The sequence below is a fragment of the Nocardioides cavernae genome, from assembly GCF_013410035.1.
Lineage (GTDB): Bacteria > Actinomycetota > Actinomycetes > Propionibacteriales > Nocardioidaceae > Nocardioides > Nocardioides cavernae_A.
On sequence record NZ_JACCBW010000006.1, the window covers coordinates 67,713 to 85,089 of the forward strand.

15 protein-coding genes and 3 tRNA genes are annotated in these 17,377 nt (G+C 71.9%); 4 read left to right on the forward strand and 14 right to left on the reverse strand.

What is annotated here, in order from left to right; all coding sequences use genetic code 11:
• Position 1 precedes the first annotated feature (1 nt).
• The 10 genes from gltB to F4692_RS19505 all read right to left on the reverse strand — a co-directional run bounded on the left by gltB (position 2) and on the right by F4692_RS19505 (position 11,196).
• Positions 2–4,552, reverse strand: a complete 4,551-nt coding sequence (gltB, locus tag F4692_RS19460; protein WP_179621398.1) for a glutamate synthase large subunit — start codon at positions 4,550–4,552, stop codon at positions 2–4.
• A 141-nt stretch (positions 4,553–4,693) separates the two neighbouring features.
• A complete protein-coding gene (gene lgt, locus F4692_RS19465; protein ID WP_179621399.1) occupies positions 4,694–5,650 on the reverse strand; it encodes a prolipoprotein diacylglyceryl transferase in 957 nt (318 codons plus the stop codon).
• An 8-nt stretch (positions 5,651–5,658) separates the two neighbouring features.
• On the reverse strand, positions 5,659–6,273 hold the full coding sequence (locus F4692_RS19470; protein ID WP_179621400.1) for an SCO family protein: 615 nt from the start codon (positions 6,271–6,273) through the stop codon (positions 5,659–5,661).
• Entirely contained in the window at positions 6,260–7,066 is an 807-nt protein-coding gene (trpA, locus tag F4692_RS19475; protein ID WP_179621401.1) for a tryptophan synthase subunit alpha, read from the reverse strand. Before trpA ends, F4692_RS19470 begins: the two co-directional genes overlap by 14 nt.
• On the reverse strand, positions 7,063–8,316 hold the full coding sequence (gene trpB, locus F4692_RS19480) for a tryptophan synthase subunit beta (RefSeq protein ID WP_308645388.1): 1,254 nt from the start codon (positions 8,314–8,316) through the stop codon (positions 7,063–7,065). Before trpB ends, trpA begins: the two co-directional genes overlap by 4 nt.
• Positions 8,313–9,110 carry an indole-3-glycerol phosphate synthase TrpC gene (trpC, locus tag F4692_RS19485; protein WP_179621402.1) on the reverse strand — a complete coding sequence of 266 codons (798 nt, stop codon included), beginning with the start codon at positions 9,108–9,110 and terminating at the stop codon, positions 8,313–8,315. The genes trpB and trpC overlap by 4 nt, the downstream gene beginning before the upstream one ends.
• Positions 9,111–9,188: 78 nt before the next feature.
• Positions 9,189–9,389 carry an HGxxPAAW family protein gene (locus F4692_RS19490; protein ID WP_179621403.1) on the reverse strand — a complete coding sequence of 67 codons (201 nt, stop codon included), beginning with the start codon at positions 9,387–9,389 and terminating at the stop codon, positions 9,189–9,191.
• A 43-nt stretch (positions 9,390–9,432) separates the two neighbouring features.
• Complete coding sequence (locus F4692_RS19495; RefSeq protein ID WP_179621404.1) at positions 9,433–10,026, reverse strand: Trp biosynthesis-associated membrane protein; 594 nt, start codon at positions 10,024–10,026, stop codon at positions 9,433–9,435.
• Entirely contained in the window at positions 10,019–10,381 is a 363-nt protein-coding gene (hisI, locus tag F4692_RS19500) for a phosphoribosyl-AMP cyclohydrolase (protein ID WP_179621405.1), read from the reverse strand. The genes F4692_RS19495 and hisI overlap by 8 nt, the downstream gene beginning before the upstream one ends.
• A complete protein-coding gene (locus tag F4692_RS19505) occupies positions 10,378–11,196 on the reverse strand; it encodes an aminotransferase class IV (RefSeq protein ID WP_179621406.1) in 819 nt (272 codons plus the stop codon). The genes hisI and F4692_RS19505 overlap by 4 nt, the downstream gene beginning before the upstream one ends.
• 117 nt (positions 11,197–11,313) lie before the next feature.
• Here F4692_RS19505 and F4692_RS19510 point away from each other — a divergent pair.
• From F4692_RS19510 to F4692_RS19520, 3 genes are all read left to right on the forward strand, one after another.
• Positions 11,314–11,386 (forward strand) — tRNA-Gly (locus F4692_RS19510).
• Between the two features lie 34 nt (positions 11,387–11,420).
• Positions 11,421–11,491: transfer RNA gene (locus tag F4692_RS19515), tRNA-Cys, on the forward strand.
• A gap of 20 nt (positions 11,492–11,511) precedes the next feature.
• Positions 11,512–11,586: transfer RNA gene (locus F4692_RS19520), tRNA-Val, on the forward strand.
• A 192-nt stretch (positions 11,587–11,778) separates the two neighbouring features.
• Here F4692_RS19520 and F4692_RS19525 read toward each other — a convergent pair.
• Positions 11,779–13,395 (reverse strand): arylsulfatase, encoded by a 1,617-nt coding sequence (locus F4692_RS19525; protein ID WP_179621407.1) that lies wholly within the window; start codon positions 13,393–13,395, stop codon positions 11,779–11,781.
• Positions 13,392–14,729 (reverse strand): MFS transporter, encoded by a 1,338-nt coding sequence (locus tag F4692_RS19530; protein WP_179621408.1) that lies wholly within the window; start codon positions 14,727–14,729, stop codon positions 13,392–13,394. The genes F4692_RS19525 and F4692_RS19530 overlap by 4 nt, the downstream gene beginning before the upstream one ends.
• Before the next feature lie 143 nt (positions 14,730–14,872).
• Here F4692_RS19530 and F4692_RS19535 point away from each other — a divergent pair, with 143 nt between their 5' ends.
• Positions 14,873–15,670, forward strand: a complete 798-nt coding sequence (locus tag F4692_RS19535) for an IclR family transcriptional regulator (RefSeq protein WP_179621409.1) — start codon at positions 14,873–14,875, stop codon at positions 15,668–15,670.
• Here the strand turns inward: F4692_RS19535 and F4692_RS19540 are convergent.
• On the reverse strand, positions 15,658–16,281 hold the full coding sequence (locus F4692_RS19540; protein ID WP_179621410.1) for a sulfotransferase family protein: 624 nt from the start codon (positions 16,279–16,281) through the stop codon (positions 15,658–15,660). The two genes, F4692_RS19535 and F4692_RS19540, sit on opposite strands and share 13 nt — an antisense overlap.
• An 11-nt stretch (positions 16,282–16,292) precedes the next feature.
• Positions 16,293–17,288, reverse strand: coding sequence for a potassium channel family protein (locus F4692_RS19545; protein ID WP_179621459.1), 996 nt, complete (start codon positions 17,286–17,288; stop codon positions 16,293–16,295).
• Positions 17,289–17,377 lie beyond the last annotated feature (89 nt).

Consider the following 17,377-nt stretch of genomic DNA (forward strand, 5'->3'; position numbering starts at 1 on the left):
CTCACCCATGGAGGACCTCCATGATCCGGGCGTTCGCCTGGTCCTCGTCGAGGCCCTCCTCGAGGGCCGCGGCGCGGGCCTCGAGGACGCGCTTGAAGTCGCTGGGCATCACCTCGGTGAAGCGGCCCAGCGCGCCGTCCCAGTCGGCGAGCAGCGCGGTGGCGACGGCGGAGCCGGTCTCCTCCGCGTGCTGCTCGACCAGGGCCCTGAGCTCGTCGGCGGCCGCGCCGGTGACCGGCGCGAGCTCGACGAGCTCGGGGTTGACCCGCTGCTCGTCGAGGTCGAGCACGAAGGCGTACCCGCCGGACATGCCGGCCGCGAAGTTGCGCCCGGTCGGGCCGAGCACGACGACGGCGCCGCCGGTCATGTACTCGCAGCCGTGGTCGCCCACGCCCTCGACGACCGCCGTGGCGCCGGAGTTGCGTACGCAGAAGCGCTCGCCCACCCGGCCGCTCAGGAAGATCTGGCCCGACGTCGCGCCGTAGCCGATCGTGTTGCCGCCGATGATCTGCTCACCGGCGTCGAACGTCGCGGCCCGGTCCGGGCGTACGACGAGGCGGCCGCCGGAGAGTCCCTTGCCGACGTAGTCGTTGGCGTCGCCCTCCAGCCGCAGGGTCACGCCGCGCGGCACGAACGCGCCGAACGACTGGCCCGCCGAGCCGGTGAGGGTGATGTCGATAGTGCCGTCGGGCAGGCCGTCGCCGCGGTAGCGCTTGGTGACCTCGTGGCCCAGCATCGTGCCGACCGTCCGGTTCACGTTGCGGATCGCGACCTGCGCGCGCACGGGCTCACCCGTCTCCAGCGCCGGGGCGGCGATGGCGATGAGCTCGTTGTCGAGCGCCTTGTCGAGGCCGTGGTCCTGGCCCTTGGTGTTGCGCAGGTCCTGGTCCTCGAACTGGCCGAACTCACCGTGGCGCGAGGCCTGGTGCAGGATCGGCGTGAGGTCGAGGCCCGCGGCCTTCCAGTGGTCGACCGCGCCGGCCACGTCGAGCGCGCCGACCTGGCCGATCGCCTCGTCGAGGCTGCGGAACCCCAGCTGGGCGAGCAGCTCGCGGACCTCCTGGGCGATGAACTCGAAGAAGTTCACGACGTACTCGGCCTGGCCGCTGTAGCGCTCGCGCAGGACCGGGTTCTGCGTCGCCACGCCCACCGGGCAGGTGTCGAGGTGGCACACGCGCATCATGATGCAGCCGCTGACGACGAGCGGCGCGGTGGCGAAGCCGTACTCCTCGGCGCCCAGCAGGGCGGCGATGACGACGTCGCGACCGGTCTTGAGCTGACCGTCGGCCTGCACCACGATCCGGTCCCGCAGCCCGTTGAGCAGCAGGGTCTGCTGGGTCTCGGCGAGGCCGAGCTCCCACGGACCGCCCGCGTGCTTGAGCGAGGTCAGCGGGGACGCGCCGGTGCCGCCGTCGTGGCCGGAGACCAGCACGACGTCGGCGTGCGCCTTGGACACGCCGGCCGCGACCGTGCCGATGCCGACCTCGGAGACGAGCTTGACGTGCACGCGCGCGGACGGGTTGGCGTTCTTGAGGTCGTGGATCAGCTGCGCCAGGTCCTCGATGGAGTAGATGTCGTGGTGCGGCGGCGGGCTGATGAGGCCGACGCCCGGCGTGGAGTGCCGGGTCTTGGCCACCCACGGGTAGACCTTGTGGCCGGGCAGCTGGCCGCCCTCGCCGGGCTTGGCGCCCTGCGCCATCTTGATCTGGATGTCGTCGGCGTTGGTGAGGTACTCCGACGTCACGCCGAAGCGCCCTGACGCGACCTGCTTGATCGACGAGCGCCGCTCGGGGTCGTAGAGACGGTCCGGGTCCTCGCCACCCTCGCCGGTGTTGGACTTGCCGCCCAGCCGGTTCATCGCGACGGCGAGGGTCTCGTGCGCCTCCTGGCTGATGGAGCCGTAGGACATCGCACCGGTGGAGAAGCGCTTGACGATCTCCGAGACCGGCTCGACCTCCTCGACGTCGATCGGCTCGCGCCCCGTCCCGGCGGCGTCCTTGAAGGTGAACAGCCCGCGCAGGGTCATCAACCGCTCGGACTGCTGGTTCACGCGGTCGGTGTACTGCTTGAAGATGTCGTAGCTGCCGGTGCGGGTCGAGTGCTGCAGCCGGAAGACCGTCTCCGGGTCGAAGAGGTGCGGCTCGCCCTCGCGACGCCACTGGTACTCACCGCCGACCGCGAGCTCGCGGTGCGCCGGCGAGATGCCACCGCGGGGGTACGCCGTGGCGTGGCGCCGCGCGACCTCCTCCGCGATGGTCTCCAGCTCGATGCCGCCGAGCTTGGAGGTGGTGCCGGTGAAGTAGCGGTCGATGACGGCCTGTGACAAGCCGACGGACTCGAAGATCTTCGCGCCGGTGTAGGACGCCACCGTCGAGACGCCCATCTTGGACATCACCTTGAGCACGCCCTTGCCGAGCGCCTTGATGAGGTTGGCGACGGCCTTCTCGGGGTCGACCTTGACGTAGTAGGCCTCGCGGGCGAGGTCCTCGACGGACTCCATCGCGAGGTAGGGGTTGACCGCGGCCGCGCCGTAGCCGACGAGCAGCGCCACGTGGTGGACCTCGCGGACGTCCCCCGCCTCGACCAGCAGGCCGACCCGGGTGCGGGTCTTCTCGCGGACGAGGTGGTGGTGGATCGCGCCGGTCAGCAGCAGCGACGGGATCGGGGCGAGCTCGGCCGTCGAGTGGCGGTCGGAGAGCACGATGATCCGCGCGCCCTCCGCGATCGCCGCCGACACCTCGGCGCACAGCTCGTCGAGCCGTGCCTCCAGCGCCGCTCCCCCGCCCTCGACGTCGTAGAGCCCGCGGACGATGTGCACCTGGAAGCCCGGCATGTCGCCGTTGCGGTTGATGTGGCGGATCTTGGCCAGGTCGTCGTTGGAGAAGACCGGGAACGGCAGCACGACCTGGCGGCAGGAGGCCGGGGTCGGCTCCAGCAGGTTGGCCTCGGGGCCGATCGACCCGCTCAGCGAGGTGACGAGCTCCTCGCGGATCGCGTCGAGCGGCGGGTTGGTGACCTGCGCGAAGAGCTGGGCGAAGTAGTCGAACAGCAGTCGGGGCTTCTCGCTCAGCGCCGCGATGGGCGTGTCGGTGCCCATCGAGCCGAGCGCCTCACCACCGGTGTTGGCCATCGGGCTCAGCAGGACGCGCAGCTCCTCCTCGGTGTAGCCGAAGATCTGCTGGCGTCGCGTCACCGACGCGTGGGTGTGGACGATGTGCTCGAGGTCGTCGATGTCGTCGAGGTGGATCAGCCCGGCGTGCAGCCACTCGTCGTAGGGCTGCTCGGAGGCGAGCTGGCTCTTGATCTCCTCGTCCTCGATGATCCGGTGCTCCTCGGTGTCGACGAGGAACATCTTCCCGGGCTGCAGGCGGCCCTTGCGGACGATCGTCGCCGGGTCGAGGTCGAGCACGCCCACCTCGGAGGCCAGCACGACGAGGCCGTCGTCGGTGACCCAGTAGCGCGAGGGCCGCAGGCCGTTGCGGTCCAGGACGGCGCCGATCTGGGTGCCGTCGGTGAACACCACGCAGGCCGGGCCGTCCCACGGCTCCATGAGCATGGAGTGGAACTCGTAGAAGGCACGCCGCCTGGCGTCCATCTCGCGGTGGTTCTCCCACGCCTCCGGGATCATCATCAGCACGGCGTGCGGCAGCGAGCGGCCTCCGAGGTGCAGCAGCTCGAGCACCTCGTCGAAGGACGCCGAGTCGGAGGCGCCCGGGGTGCAGATCGGGAAGAGCCGCTCGAGGTCCCCGGGGATCAGGTCGCTCTCGAGGAGCGCCTCACGCGCCCGCATCCAGTTGCGGTTGCCCATCACCGTGTTGATCTCGCCGTTGTGCGCGATGAACCGGAACGGGTGGGCCAGCGGCCAGCTCGGGAACGTGTTGGTGGAGAAGCGGGAGTGCACCACCGCCATCGCCGAGGCGACGCGCTCGTCGGTCAGGTCCGGGAAGACCTGGTCGAGCTGGTCGGTGGTCAGCATGCCCTTGTAGGCGAGCGTGCGCGAGGAGAGCGACGGGAAGTAGACGTCGGTCTCGGACTCGGCGCGCTTGCGCAGGCAGAACGCCAGGCGCTCGAGGCCCATCCCGCTGATCCGCGAGCCCTTGCCGGCCACGAAGAGCTGGGCGAACGCCGGCATCACGCTGCGCGCGGTGGCGCCGAGCGTCGAGTCGTCGACGGGGACCTCGCGCCAGCCGAGGACGGCGAGCCCCTCCTCGTCGGCGATCTCCTCGATGCGCTGGCGGGTCGTGGCGACCTGCTCGGCGTCACCGGGCAGGAACGCGGTGCCGACGGCGTACGCCCGCGCCGCGGGCAGGTCGAAGTCGACGACCTCGCGGAGGAAGGCGTCGGGCACCTGGAGCAGGATCCCGGCACCGTCGCCGGAGTTGACCTCGGCGCCGGCGGCGCCGCGGTGGTCGAGGTTGCGCAGGGCGGTGAGCGCCTTGGCGACGATGTCGTGGCTGGCCTCACCTGTCAGGGTCGCCACCATGGCGACGCCGCAGGCGTCCTTCTCGTGGCGAGGGTCGTAGAGACCCTGGCTCGGCGGGAATGCGTGCATGGAGGCATTCTCCCGTCGTCGTCCCGGCCCGACCGGACCGTGGTCCGTGCGGTGCTGGGGGGTGGTCGTGACCGCTGGGGACGACGTTGGCCCGAGCGAGGTGGAATCTATCACCGGCCCTCGCGGCCGGCGCGCCTCGTGTCAGGCGGTGGGATCGGCCGGTGCCCGGCCCGCGGACTCCTCGGGCGCGGCTGCACCGGACCCGGCGTCCTCGGCTTCCTCGTCGCCCCTGCCGCCCTCCGGCTCGCGGGTGCGGACCGTCTCCTCGCGTCCGGGGTGGCGCCTGAGCGACCACGCGAACCAGGCGGCGGCCAGAAGGAACAGCACGATCGAGGTCCACACGTTGAAGCGCAGGCCGAGCACGTCGTTGAGCTGGACGTCGTCGATGCGCATGTTCTCGATCCAGCCGCGACCGGCGGTGTAGAGCATGACGTAGAGCGCGACCACGCGGCCGTGCCCGAGCCGGAAGCGACGGTCGAGCCAGATGAGGAGCGCGAAGGCGGCCAGGTTCCACAGGCACTCGTAGAGGAACGTGGGGTGGTACGTCGCCACGTCGAGGTACTGCGTGGGCCGGTGCGCCACGTCGATCTCCAGGCCCCACGGCAGGTCGGTCGGGCGGCCGTAGAGCTCCTGGTTGAACCAGTTGCCCCAGCGGCCCATCGCCTGAGCGACGAGGACGCCCGGTGCGAGCGCGTCGAGCATGGGCAGCACCTTGATGCCGCGCGAGCGGGTGTAGAGCCACGCCCCCACGGCGCCGAGCGCGATGGCGCCCCAGATGCCGAGCCCGCCGCGCCAGACGTAGAGCGCGGTGACGGGGTTGCGGCCCTCGCCGAAGTAGAGCTCCCAGTCGGTGGCCACGTGGTAGAGCCGGCCGCCGACGAGGCCGAACGGCACCGCCCAGATCGCCAGGTCGCTGACCTCCCCGGCGGTGCCGCCGCGCGCCACCCACCGGCGCTCGCCGATCCAGATGGCGAGGACGATGCCGACGATGATGCACAGCGCGTAGCCCCGGATCGGGACGGGCCCGAGGTGCCAGACGCCGTTGGACGGGCTCGGGATGGACATCAGCGTCAGCAGCGGGGCCTGCAGGGAGGGCATGGGGAGCATCATCCCTCGTCGAGCAGGGTCAGCACGTCGCGGGTGAGCTGCGCCTGGGAGACGTCGTGGTCCCACATCATCGGGGACTGGTCGTCGGGGTCCACGGCGTAGATCCGGGTCCCGTGCGTGACGTCGTAGCCGCCACCGGGCAGCTTCTCCCCCGTCTCGATGCCGACGGCGAGGCTCTGGCCGACCTCGATGATGTCGTCCATGTCACCGGTCAGGCCGATGATCTCCGGGTCGAAGGCGTCGACGTACGCCTCGACGACCTGCTCGGTGTCGCGTGGCGCGTCGGTGGTCACGAAGACGACGTCGACGCGGTCCTTCTCCTCGTCGCTGAGCCGCGTCAGCGTGCCGGCGAGCGTGGCCATCACCTGCCCGCAGATGTCGGGGCAGTTGGTGTAGCCGAAGAAGACGAGCGTGAGGTCCTTCTCCGTGTCGTCCGCCAAGCTGTAGGCGTCGCCTGCCGTGTCGACGAGCGGGGTCGCCGAGACCTCGAACGGCGGGTCGAGGACCGTGCCGGTCATTTCGCCCGCGTCGGCGCCCGCGCCGCCACCGCACGCGGTCGCGAGGAGCAGCACCGGGACAGCGAGCAGGGCCTTGCCGGACCTACCTCGACGCACGCCGTACGCCCTCCGCGAGGTCGGTGGTGAGCGCGCGCAGCGCGTCGAGGCCGGCCGCCTCGTCGCCCTGGTGGTCGAGCAGGCAGCGCACGAACGCGGAGCCGACGATCACGCCGTCGGCGTAGGTCGCGACGTCCGCGGCCTGGTCGCCGTTGCTCACGCCGATGCCGACGGCGACGGGCACGTCGCCGCTGGCGCGCACCCGCCCGACCAGCGGACCGGCCAGGTCGGAGGACGCGTCGCGCGCACCCGTGACGCCCATGACCGCGGCCGCGTAGACGAAGCCGCGGCTCTCGGTCGCCGTCATGGCGATGCGCTCGTCGGTGGAGGACGGGGCGACGAGGAAGACCTTGTCGAGGTCGTGCGCGTCGGCCGCGGCGATCCACTCCGCGCCGTGGTCGGGCGTGATGTCCGGCGTGATCATGCCCGCTCCCCCGGCGCCGGCGAGGTCGCCGGCCCACCGCTCGACGCCGTAGCGCTCGATCGGGTTCCAGTAGGTCATCACGAGCGTGGGGACGCCGGTCGCGGCCACCGCCTCGACCACGCGCAGCACGTCGGACGTACGCACCCCGCCGTCGAGCGCTGCCTGGGCCGCCGCCTGGATGGTCGGCCCGTCCATCACCGGGTCGCTGTAGGGCAGGCCGATCTCGATCGCGTCGCACCCGGCCTCGACCATCGTGGTCATCGCCCGGATCGACCCCTCGACCGTCGGGTAGCCCGCGGGCAGGTAGCCGATGAGTGCGGCCCGGTCCTCCGCGCGCGCCTTCTCGAAGGCGGTCGTCGTCGACGTCACTTCCGCTCCTCCGCCGAGGGGCCGGTGTCGCCGAGACCGAACCACTCGATGGCCGTGCCCATGTCCTTGTCCCCGCGGCCGCTCAAGTTCACGATGACCGTCGCGTCGGGGCCCTTCTCCTGGCCGAGCCGCTTCGCCACGTCGAGCGCGCCGGCGATCGCGTGGGCCGACTCGATGGCGGGGATGATCCCCTCGGTGCGGCTCAGCAGCGCCATCGCGTCCATCGCCTGGGCGTCGGTCACAGGGGTGTACGTCGCGCGTCCGGTCGCGGCGAGCAGGGAGTGCTGCGGGCCCACGCCCGGGTAGTCGAGACCGGCCGAGATCGAGTGGGACTCGACGGTCTGGCCGTCCTCGTCCTGCAGGACGTAGGTCCGCGCACCGTGCAGCACGCCGGCCTCGCCGGCGTGGATGGTCGCCGCGTGGCGCCCGGTGTCCACGCCGTCGCCGCCGGGCTCGAAGCCGTGGATCTCCACGCCCTCGTCCTCGAGGAAGGCCGTGAAGATGCCGATGGCGTTGGACCCGCCGCCGACGCACGCCGCCACCGCGTCGGGCAGCACGCCGTACTGCTCGAGGCACTGGGCGCGGGCCTCGTCGCCGATGCCGCGGCAGAAGTCGCGGACCATGCTCGGGAACGGGTGGGGACCGGCCGCGGTGCCGAAGAGGTAGGCGGTGTGGTCGACGCTCGCGACCCAGTCGCGCAGCGCCTCGTTGATCGCGTCCTTCAGCGTCGCGCTGCCGGACTCGACCGGGATGACCTTGGCGCCGAGCAGCTGCATGCGGGCGACGTTGAGCGCCTGGCGGCGGGTGTCGACCGCGCCCATGTAGACCGTGCAGTCGAGGTCGAAGTAGGCCGCGGCGGTGGCGCTGGCGACGCCGTGCTGGCCGGCGCCGGTCTCGGCGATGACGCGCGTCTTGCCCATCCGCCGGGTCAGCAGGGCCTGGCCCATCACGTTGCGGATCTTGTGGGCGCCGGTGTGGTTGAGGTCCTCGCGCTTGAGCAGCACCCGGGCGCCGACCTGCCGCGAGAGGCGCTCGGCGTGGTAGAGCCGGCTCGGGGTGCCGGCGTAGTCGCGCAGCACCCGCTCGAACTCGGACACGAACGCCTCGTCGGCCATCGCCTCGTGCCAGGCGTCGGTCAGCTCGTCGAGGGCGGCGACGAGGGCCTCGGGCATGAACCGCCCGCCCCACGTGCCGCCGAAGTATCCGCGGTCGTCCGCGTCGTACCTGCCCTGCTGGACCTGCTGGCTCACTGTGCTGTCACTCCTGTCATCGCGCGGACGGCGGCCTCGGGGTCGCCGTCCTTGACCAGCGCCTCCCCGACCAGCACCACGCCTGCTCCTTCGGAGACGAAGCGCTGCACGTCGGGGACGCCGGTGATGCCGCTCTCCGCGACCTTGACCACGTCGTCGTGGATCTGTGGCGCGAGGCGGCCGAACACGTCGGGGTCGACGTCGAGGGTCTTGAGGTTGCGGCTGTTGACGCCGACCAGCTCGGCGCCGATGGCGAGGGCGCGCTCGGTCTCGGCCTCGTCGTGGACCTCGACCAGCACCGTGAGACCGAGCTCGCGCGCCTCGCCGTGCAGGCGGCGCAGGGTGTCGTCGCCGAGCGCCGCCACGATCAGGAGCGCGAGGTCGGCGCCGGCCGCGCGGGCCTCGACCAGCTGGTAGGTCTCGACGATGAAGTCCTTGCGCAGCAGGGGGACGTCGACGGCGGCGCGCACCGTGCGCAGGTCGTCGAGGCTGCCGCCGAACCGGCGCTCCTCGGTGAGCACCGAGATCGCGGCTGCGCCGCCCCGGGCGTACGCCTGGGCGAGGGCGGCGGGGTCGGCGATGTCGGCCAGCGCGCCCTTGCTGGGGCTGCGGCGCTTGACCTCGGCGATCACGCTCGAGCCGGCGGCGCGGAAGTGCGGCATCGGGTCGCGCGGCGCCGGCGCGTCGGCGAGGCGCGCACGCAGGTCGTTCATCGGGAGCGCGGCCTCGCGGCGCGCGAGGTCCTCGCGTGCCCCGGCGACGATGTCGTCGAGCACGGAACCGGTCGCAGGCATGCGTTCAGCCTCTCACCCGGCGCCAGCGGCACCGGCGTCGGTGCCCAGGGGCCGGACGCACCGTCCGGCCGGTGGGACTCAGTGGTCGGACGCGTTGAGGCCGAGCTTGGCCAGCACGAGGAACAGCGGGAAGGCGACCAGGGCGACGATGATGCCGAGCCAGAGCAGGGTCATCTGGGTGGGCACCTGCAGGAGCGCGACGCTGCCGATGACGAAGCCGACCATCGCGACCGACACGGCGGTCCAAGCAGCGGGGGTGTTGCCGTGGCCTGCAGCCATCGTGGGTGCTCCTTCGTGGGGTTCAGCGAGTGCTGGGGGAAGTCTAGGCGGTCGGGTCGCGACCCTCGTCGAGGGCCTTCCAGATGTCGATGTTCTCGCTCGGCACCGGCTCGTCGGTGCCGTCCTGCGCTGGACCGGCCGTCGGGTTGTCGTACTTCGCGCCCATCTCGGGCCAGTGGCGCACCCAGCGGGCGCACGCCCCCGTCGTGACCAGCGCGAGCACCGCTGCACCGGCCGCGACCACCCACCACGCAGTGAGGCTCGTGCCCTCGAGGGCCACCCCGGTGTCCCGGAGGGCGCGGCTGCGGACGTGGTCCGGCAGGCTGAACGGCGCCCACGCCACCGACACCGCCACACCCAGCGCGCCGAGCACCGCGAGGAGGGCCACCGCCCGCCGGAACCGGCCACGCGTCACGAGCACCACGCCCCAGCACGCCAGCACGACGAACGCCAGCGCCGTCGTCAGCGGCGACGACCCTGCCGCCGACGCGCCGCCGGCCACGTCGGGCAGGTCCGTGGTCCCGGTGCCGCGGACCCACGTACGCGACCCGGCGTAGGCGGCCAGCGCCCCTGCGGCCACGCCGAGGAGGACGACCGGGCCGAAGGTCCGGCGGCGTGGGTGGGCCGGGTCAGCCATCGACCGCGTGCACGAGGTCGGCGTCGAAGCAGGTGCGGTCGCCGGTGTGGCACGCCGCGCCCACCTGGTCCACCACGAACAGGAGCGTGTCGCCGTCGCAGTCGAGCCGGATCTCCTTGACCCACTGGACGTGGCCCGAGGTGTCCCCCTTGGCCCAGTACTCCCGCCGCGAGCGCGACCAGTACGTCGCCCGGCCCGTGTCGATCGTGCGGCCCAGCGCCTCGTCGTCGACCCACGCGAGCATCAGCACCTCGCCGGTGCCGTGCTGCTGCACGACGACGGGCACGAGGCCCTCCGCCGTGTGCCGGAGCCGCTCGGCGACGGCGGAGTCGAGGGAGGAGGACGCAGCGTTCATGGGTCCATGCTCTCAGCCTCGCGGGCGGCCCAGGTCTCCGCACACCTCCGGGTGACCGGCCCGGGGGCCGGGAGCTCGCGGTCGTCCCACCGGGAGATCGCCTGGACGTCGCGGGTGGTCGAGACCAGGAATGCCTCGCTGGCGCCGGCCAGGACGTCGGCGAGGGGCTCGTCGACCTCACGGGCCCCGCACCAGTCGACGACCAGCTCACGGGTGATGCCGGCGAGGCAGCCCGAGCGGAGGCTGGGCGTGCGCAGCTCGCCGTCGCGCACGTAGAAGACGTTGGATCCCGTCCCCTCGCAGAGGTGGCCCGCGGTGTTGGCCATGACCGCCTCGGTGCCGCCGTGGCGCTGGGCGTGGGCGAGGGCGATGACGTTCTCCGCGTAGGACGTCGTCTTCAGCCCCGCGGTGGCGCCGTGCTCGTTGCGCGTCCACGGGACGGTGACGACGGTCGTGGCGCTCGCGGCGCGCGCGATCGGGCTGTACGCCACCACGAGGGTCGGCGGTCCCCCGCCGCGCCCCGAGCCCATCGGCGCCGGCCCGGCGGTCCACGTGATCCGCAGCCGGCCGACCGGGTCGTCCCCGACCACGGCCGCCACGCCGCGGCGTACGTCGTCGAGGTCCGGGACCGGCAGCCCCAGGCCCTCGGCACTGCGCTCGAGCCGCGCCAGGTGCCGGGTCAGCGCGAACGGCCGGCCCGCCAGCGTCTTCACGGCCTCGAAGACCCCGTCGCCGACGGTGAACCCGTGGTCGGTCACCGCGACCGCCGCCGCGGTCGGGTCGTCCAGCAGGGAACCGTTGAGCCAGGCGCGCATGCGCTCACTCTAGGGGGCCTCCAACACGCGCGACGGGGGGCGATTTTGGACCCGCGCGAGCCATGTACTACTGTTCCACTCGCACTCAGGGCCGGTGAGAACCGGTCGGGAGAGCAGGCGGACATAGCTCAGTTGGTAGAGCGCAACCTTGCCAAGGTTGAGGTCGCGAGTTCGAGTCTCGTTGTCCGCTCTGAGGGGTCTCCCAAGCAAACGTGGGCCTCCACGGTGGGTTGGCCGAGAGGCGAGGCAACGGACTGCAAATCCGTCTACACGGGTTCAAATCCCGTACCCACCTCGCACGACACAACTCAACACGGGCGATTGGCGCAGCGGTAGCGCGCTTCCTTGACACGGAAGAGGTCACTGGTTCAAACCCAGTATCGCCCACCAGCCGAGAACAGCCCCCGACCTGCGGAGACGCAGGTCGGGGGCTGTCTTCCTTTGCCCTCCGTGCCACGATGGGCGTACCCCGCTACACCACGAGTGCGCGAGCCGGTCCGAGTCAGCATCGGCTACGGCCGCGCAGGGTCCGGCCCGCGCGACGCCCCCTTCCGCAGCAGGCCGGACCCACCTCGAGGGGCCCTACTCCTCGGGCAGCCCGTGCCCGCGGGCGGCGTACAGCTCGAGGACCTTCTCGCGCGGGATGACGCCGCAGCGGTCGGCCCACTGCTGGTACGCCTCGGCGAGGGTGGCGACGAGGTCCGGGTGGGAGCCGGCGAGGTCGCGCAGCTCGGTGCGGTCGGCCTCGATGTCGTAGAGCTCCCAGGCGCCGCGGTGCTTCTTCACGAGCTTCCAGCGGCCGCGGCGTACGGCGCAGTTGCCCTCGTGCTCCCAGTAGAGGTCGCGGTCGCCGGGCTCGTCCTCCCCGCGAAGCGCAGGCAGGAGGCTGACGCCCTCCACCGCCGGCACGTCCTGGCCGTTGCGCTGCGCCGGGTAGCGTGCGCCGGCCGCCTCGGCGATGGTCGGCAGGACGTCGACCAGTTGGCTCGGCACCCGGCACAGCGACCCGTCGGTCGGCAGGCCGGCAGGCCAGTGGGCGATGAAGGGCGTCGAGATGCCGCCCTCGTGCACCCAGTGCTTGTACTCGCGGAAGGGCGTGTTGGACAGGTTCGCCCACGAGCGCCCGTAGGACATGTAGGTCGACTCCGGGCCGGGACGCAGCGCGGGGTCGTTGCCCGGCACCACCGGCTCCCCCTCACGGGTCGTGTCCTGCAGGGGCACGAAGGCGGTGACGAACTCCCGCGCACCCTCGCCGGGCGGCATCTCCTCGGCGCACCCGCCGTTGTCGGAGAGGAACACCACGAGGGTGTTGTCGAGCCGCCCGGTCACCTCGAGCTGGTCGAGGACCCTGCCGATCCCCTGGTCCATGCGGTCGACCTGCGCGGCGTACGTCGCCATCCGCGACGCCTCCCACTCCCGGTCCACGACGTCCTCCCACGCCGGCACCCGCTCGTCGCGCGGCGTGAGCTGCCAGGACGGGTCGATGATGCCCTCGGCGACCAGTCGCTCGAGCCGCTCCTCGCGCAGCCGGTCCCAGCCGGCGTCGAAGCGGCCGGCGTAGGTCGCGATGTCCTCGTCGTGGGCGTGCAGCGGCCAGTGCGGCGCCGTGTAGGAGAGGAACAGGAAGAACGGGTCGTCCGGGCGCTGGTCCTCGTGGTCGGCGAGGAACTCGACGGCCGTGTCGGAGATGGCGTCGGTGTAGAACCAGCCGGCCTCCTCGGCCTCGTGCTCGATGTTGGTCTCCTGACGCACGAGCGTGCGCGGGCGGTAGAACGACCCGGCGCCCTCGAGGGTGCCGAAGAAGCGGTCGAAGCCCCGCCGCGTGGGCCACGCCGGATTGGGGTTCTCCATGTCGACGGCGAGGTGCCACTTGCCGGAGAGGTACGTCGCGTACCCCGCGTCGCGGCACACCTCCGCCACCGTCGCGCAGTCCTCGCTGAGGTTGCCGGGGTAGCCGTCGGGCGCGTCGTCGAAGTTCAGGATCCCGATGCCGACCTGGTGCGGGTGCAGCCCGGTCATCAACGACGCACGCGAGGGGCTGCAGCGCGCGGTGTTGTAGAACTGCGTCATCCGCACGCCCCCGGCCGCGAGCCGGTCGAGGTTCGGGGTCCGGACCTCGCCGCCGTAGGAGGCGATGTCGGAGAAGCCCATGTCGTCGGCCAGGACGAGCAGGACGTCCGGCCGGCCGTCGCGGCTCATCGGGTGGTCCCCGCGTCGCGCAGGCTGCGGCGGTGCGTCTCGGGCAGGAACCACACCGACACCAGCGAGATCGCCGCCATCGCCATGACGTAGACGGCGACCGGCCACACCGACCCGCTCCACGCGCTCACCAGGCTCGTGCCGATGAGCGGGGCGACGGCGCCGGTCGGGATCACGCCGATCTGGTACACCGCGCTCATCCCCGAGTAGCGCACCCGGGTCGGGAAGACCTCGGCGAACATCGCGCCCTCCGGACCGAACATGATGCAGGCCGCGAGGCCCCAGCCGACGACGACTCCGAGCGTGATGAGCACGGCGTTCTCGGTGTTGACGAGGGCGAAGATCGGCACCGCGCTCACCAGGGCGAGACCGGCACCGGTGGCGAACACGGGACGTCGGCCGTACGTGTCGGAGAGGCGGCCCGCGACCAGGATGGCCGCGAACCCGACGACGGACGCGACGAGCAGCGCGTCGAGGACGACCGAGGCGTCGAGGCCCAGCACGGTGACGGTGTAGGTCACGAGGAAGGCGTTGTAGATGTTGAAGGTGACGCTCTCGCTCACCCGTGCGCCCATCGCCAGCAGCGTGACCCTGGGGTGGTCGCGGAAGACCTCGACCAGCGGGAGCGCGGCCTTCTCGTCGGCCGCCTCGATCTCCTTGAACGCCGGCGGCTCGTCGATGCGCAGCCGGATCACGAGTCCGACGACCACGAGGAGGATGGAGACGAGGAACGGCACCCGCCAGCCCCACGACTGGAAGTCGTCCTCGGGCAGCTGGGTCACCAGCGTGACCGCCAGCGTGGACGTCAGCAGGCCGATGGGGACGCCGAGCTGCGGCCACGAGGAGAACCAGCCGCGGCGCCCGTCGGGAGCGTGCTCGACGCACAGCAGCACCGCGCCGCCCCACTCGCCGCCGAGACCGATGCCCTGGAGCATGCGGAGCACGAGCAGGAGCATCGGTGCGGCCACACCGATGGCCGCGTAGTTGGGGAGCAGCCCCATCGCGAAGGTGGACAGGCCCATGATGAGCATGGTCAGGACGAGCATCTTCTTGCGACCGATGCGGTCCCCGAAGTGGCCGAAGATGAACCCGCCCAGCGGACGGGTGACGAAGCCGGCGGCGAAGGTCGCGAACGAGATCATCGTGCCGACCAGCGGGTCGAAGGTCGGGAAGAACTGGCTGTTGAACACCAGGGCGGCCATGGTCCCGTAGAGGAAGAAGTCGTACCACTCCACGACCGAGCCCAGCAGGCTCGCCCCGGCCACGCGGCGGATCGCGGCCTCGTCGTGCGCGTCGTGCTGGTGCGCCACCGCTGTCGTGCCCGGTTGTGACATGTCCACTCCTGTTGCGTCGTGGTGTCCCGTAAGATGGGACGGCATTCCCCAGATCGGGACACCAGCCGTCAGTGTTCGTTCGACGGCGACGACCTGTCAAGGAGTGAGCGACTTCACCGATCACCGACCCGAGGAGTGCGCGCGTGACCCTGTCACCTGCCCCCGCCCGTACGGAGGAGCGTGGCCTGCTGCGCCGCGCCGTGGCCGTGCTCGACACCCTCGCCGCCGAGCCGTCCCCGCCGAGCGTGCGCGCGATCGCCGAGCGCACCGGGCTCTCCAAGTCGGCCGTCCAGCGGATCCTCGTCGAGCTCGAGGCCGTCGACCTCGCGGCCCGCGACCCGGAGACCCGGCGCTACCGGCTCGGTCCGCGCACGCTCGCCCTCGGCTCGGCCTACCAGCACGGGCTGAGCCTGCGCGCGGCGGCGATGGGTGCGATGACCGACCTGGCGGCGGCGGTGAAGGAGACCGTGGGCCTCTCGGTGGGAGACGCCGACCGGATGATCCACGTCGAGCAGGTGGAGCCGCAGCGTCGGCTCACCGCGCGGTTCCACGTCGGGCGGCCGCTCCCGCTGTGGTTCGGCGCGCCCAGCCGGGTCCTCCTCGCCGAGCGCACGGACGCGGAGATCCTCCGGGTCGCGGACCAGCGCGAGCTCACCGACCTCGACCCGGTGAACCCGCCGGCCCCGGAGCAGCTGCGGCGACAGGTGGCCGAGGTGCGCCGCACCGGGCACGCACGCGCCTTCGAGGAGACGATCGAGGGCGTGCACACCCTGTCGGTCCCGGTGCGCGGCGCGATGGGCGTGCTGGCCGCCGTCCTGTCGGTCACGGCGCCGGCCGAGCGCCTCCCGGCGGAGCGGATGGACGAGGTGCTGCCGCAGCTCGAGGAGGCCGCGGCGCGGATCTCGGTGCGGCTGGGCCACCGCCCCCCTCAGAACTCGTAGCCGAACTCCTCGATCGTCCGGCGGAACCTCTCCGCGACGATCTCGACGTCACCGGGGCCGTACAGGTCGCGGTAGTGCGGGCCGCTCCCCTGCTTGGCGTGCGGCAGGTCGAGCTCGATCCCGAGCCGCTCGGAGATGTCGGCGACGGCGGCCGGGAGCTCCTCGTAGCGGTAGACCCGGTCCACGACCACCCGTCCGCCGAGGCGGTAGAGCCGCTCGTTGAGCGCCAGCCGCTCCATCCGGCGAGGCGTGCGGACGAACTCGGCGAACGTCTTGGTGAAGGTCGGCTTGCGCGCGCTGTAGCGGTAGGAGGAGGCGACGACGTCGAAGGGGTTCCGCTCGACCGCGAAGGTGAAGTAGTCGTCCCACGTCTGCCGACCGATGACCTCGATGACCCGGCGCGCGCCCATGTGGGCGTACGAGCTGGGCTCGGTGTCGTCGTTCTGCGGGCCCACTCCCCCGGCGGCCGCCCGCAGCTCCTCGTCCTCCGGGCTGATCCGGGTGACCAGGTCGTCGGGGCCGCAGTGGCGCGACAGCGCGATCTCGAGGCTGGTGCCGGCGGTCTTGCGGGTCTTGATGAAGACGAAGCGGTGGGCGTGGGAGGCGATCAACGCAGCCGCCCTCAGTCGTCCTCGTCGGCGAGCTCTTCGCCGTGCGTGCCGGGGCGGGGCGCCCAGGGCAGCTCCTTCGCCGGGCGTACGACGATCAGCCGGTCGCCGCGCGCGAGCAGCGACACCACCGGGTCGAAGTAGCGGTAGACCTTCTCGTCGCGCACGACGGCGATCACCTGGTCGGGCAGCCGCTGGGGCTGCTTGCCGACCTCGTTGACGAGCAGGTCGCGCTCGGCGACCTCGAGGCCCTCGCCGTAGGTCATCAGGTCCTCCATGACCGAGCCCAGCATCGGCGACATCGACGACAGGCCGAGCAGGCGTCCCACCGCGTCGGAGGAGGTGATGACGGAGTTGGCGCCCGACTGGCGCATCAGGGGGACGTTCTCCTGCTCGCGCACCGACGCGACGATCCAGGCGTCGGGGTTGATCTGACGCACCGTCAGCGTCACGAGCACGTTGGAGTCGTCGCGGTCGGTGGTGATGATGACGTGGGTGGCCTTCTCGACGCCGGCCTGCCGCAGCACCCCGCGACGGGTCGCGTCGCCGACGATGCCGGCGAGCTGGTCACGGTTCGCCTCCTCCATCGCCACGACCCCGGGGTCGACCACCACGATCGCCGAGCGGTCGTAGCCGTTGCTCAGGAGCGTCTCGATCGCGCTGCGGCCCTTCGTGCCGTAGCCGACGACGACGACGTGCTCGTCCATCTTCTTCCTCCACCGGGAGACCCGGAACATCTCGCGTCCCTGGGAGGCGAGGACCTCCAGGGTGGTGCCGATCAGCAGGACCAGGAAGGCGATGCGGGCCGGCGTGATCACCAACGCGTTGACCAGGCGGGCCTGCGCGGACTCCGGCGCGATGTCGCCGTATCCGGTCGTGCTGAGGGTGACGGTCGTGTAGTAGAACGCGTCGAGCAGCGACAGGTCGCGCCCCGGGTGGGCGTTGTCGCGGTAGCCGGCGCGGTCGAAGTACACGAGCAGGACGGTGCCGACCAGGATGCCGAGGGCCATCAGCACCCGGCGGCCGAGCTCCCACCAGGGAGAGCGCTCCCGGTCCGGCAGGGACACCCGCCCCACGCTGGGGTGGTCGCTCGCGGCAT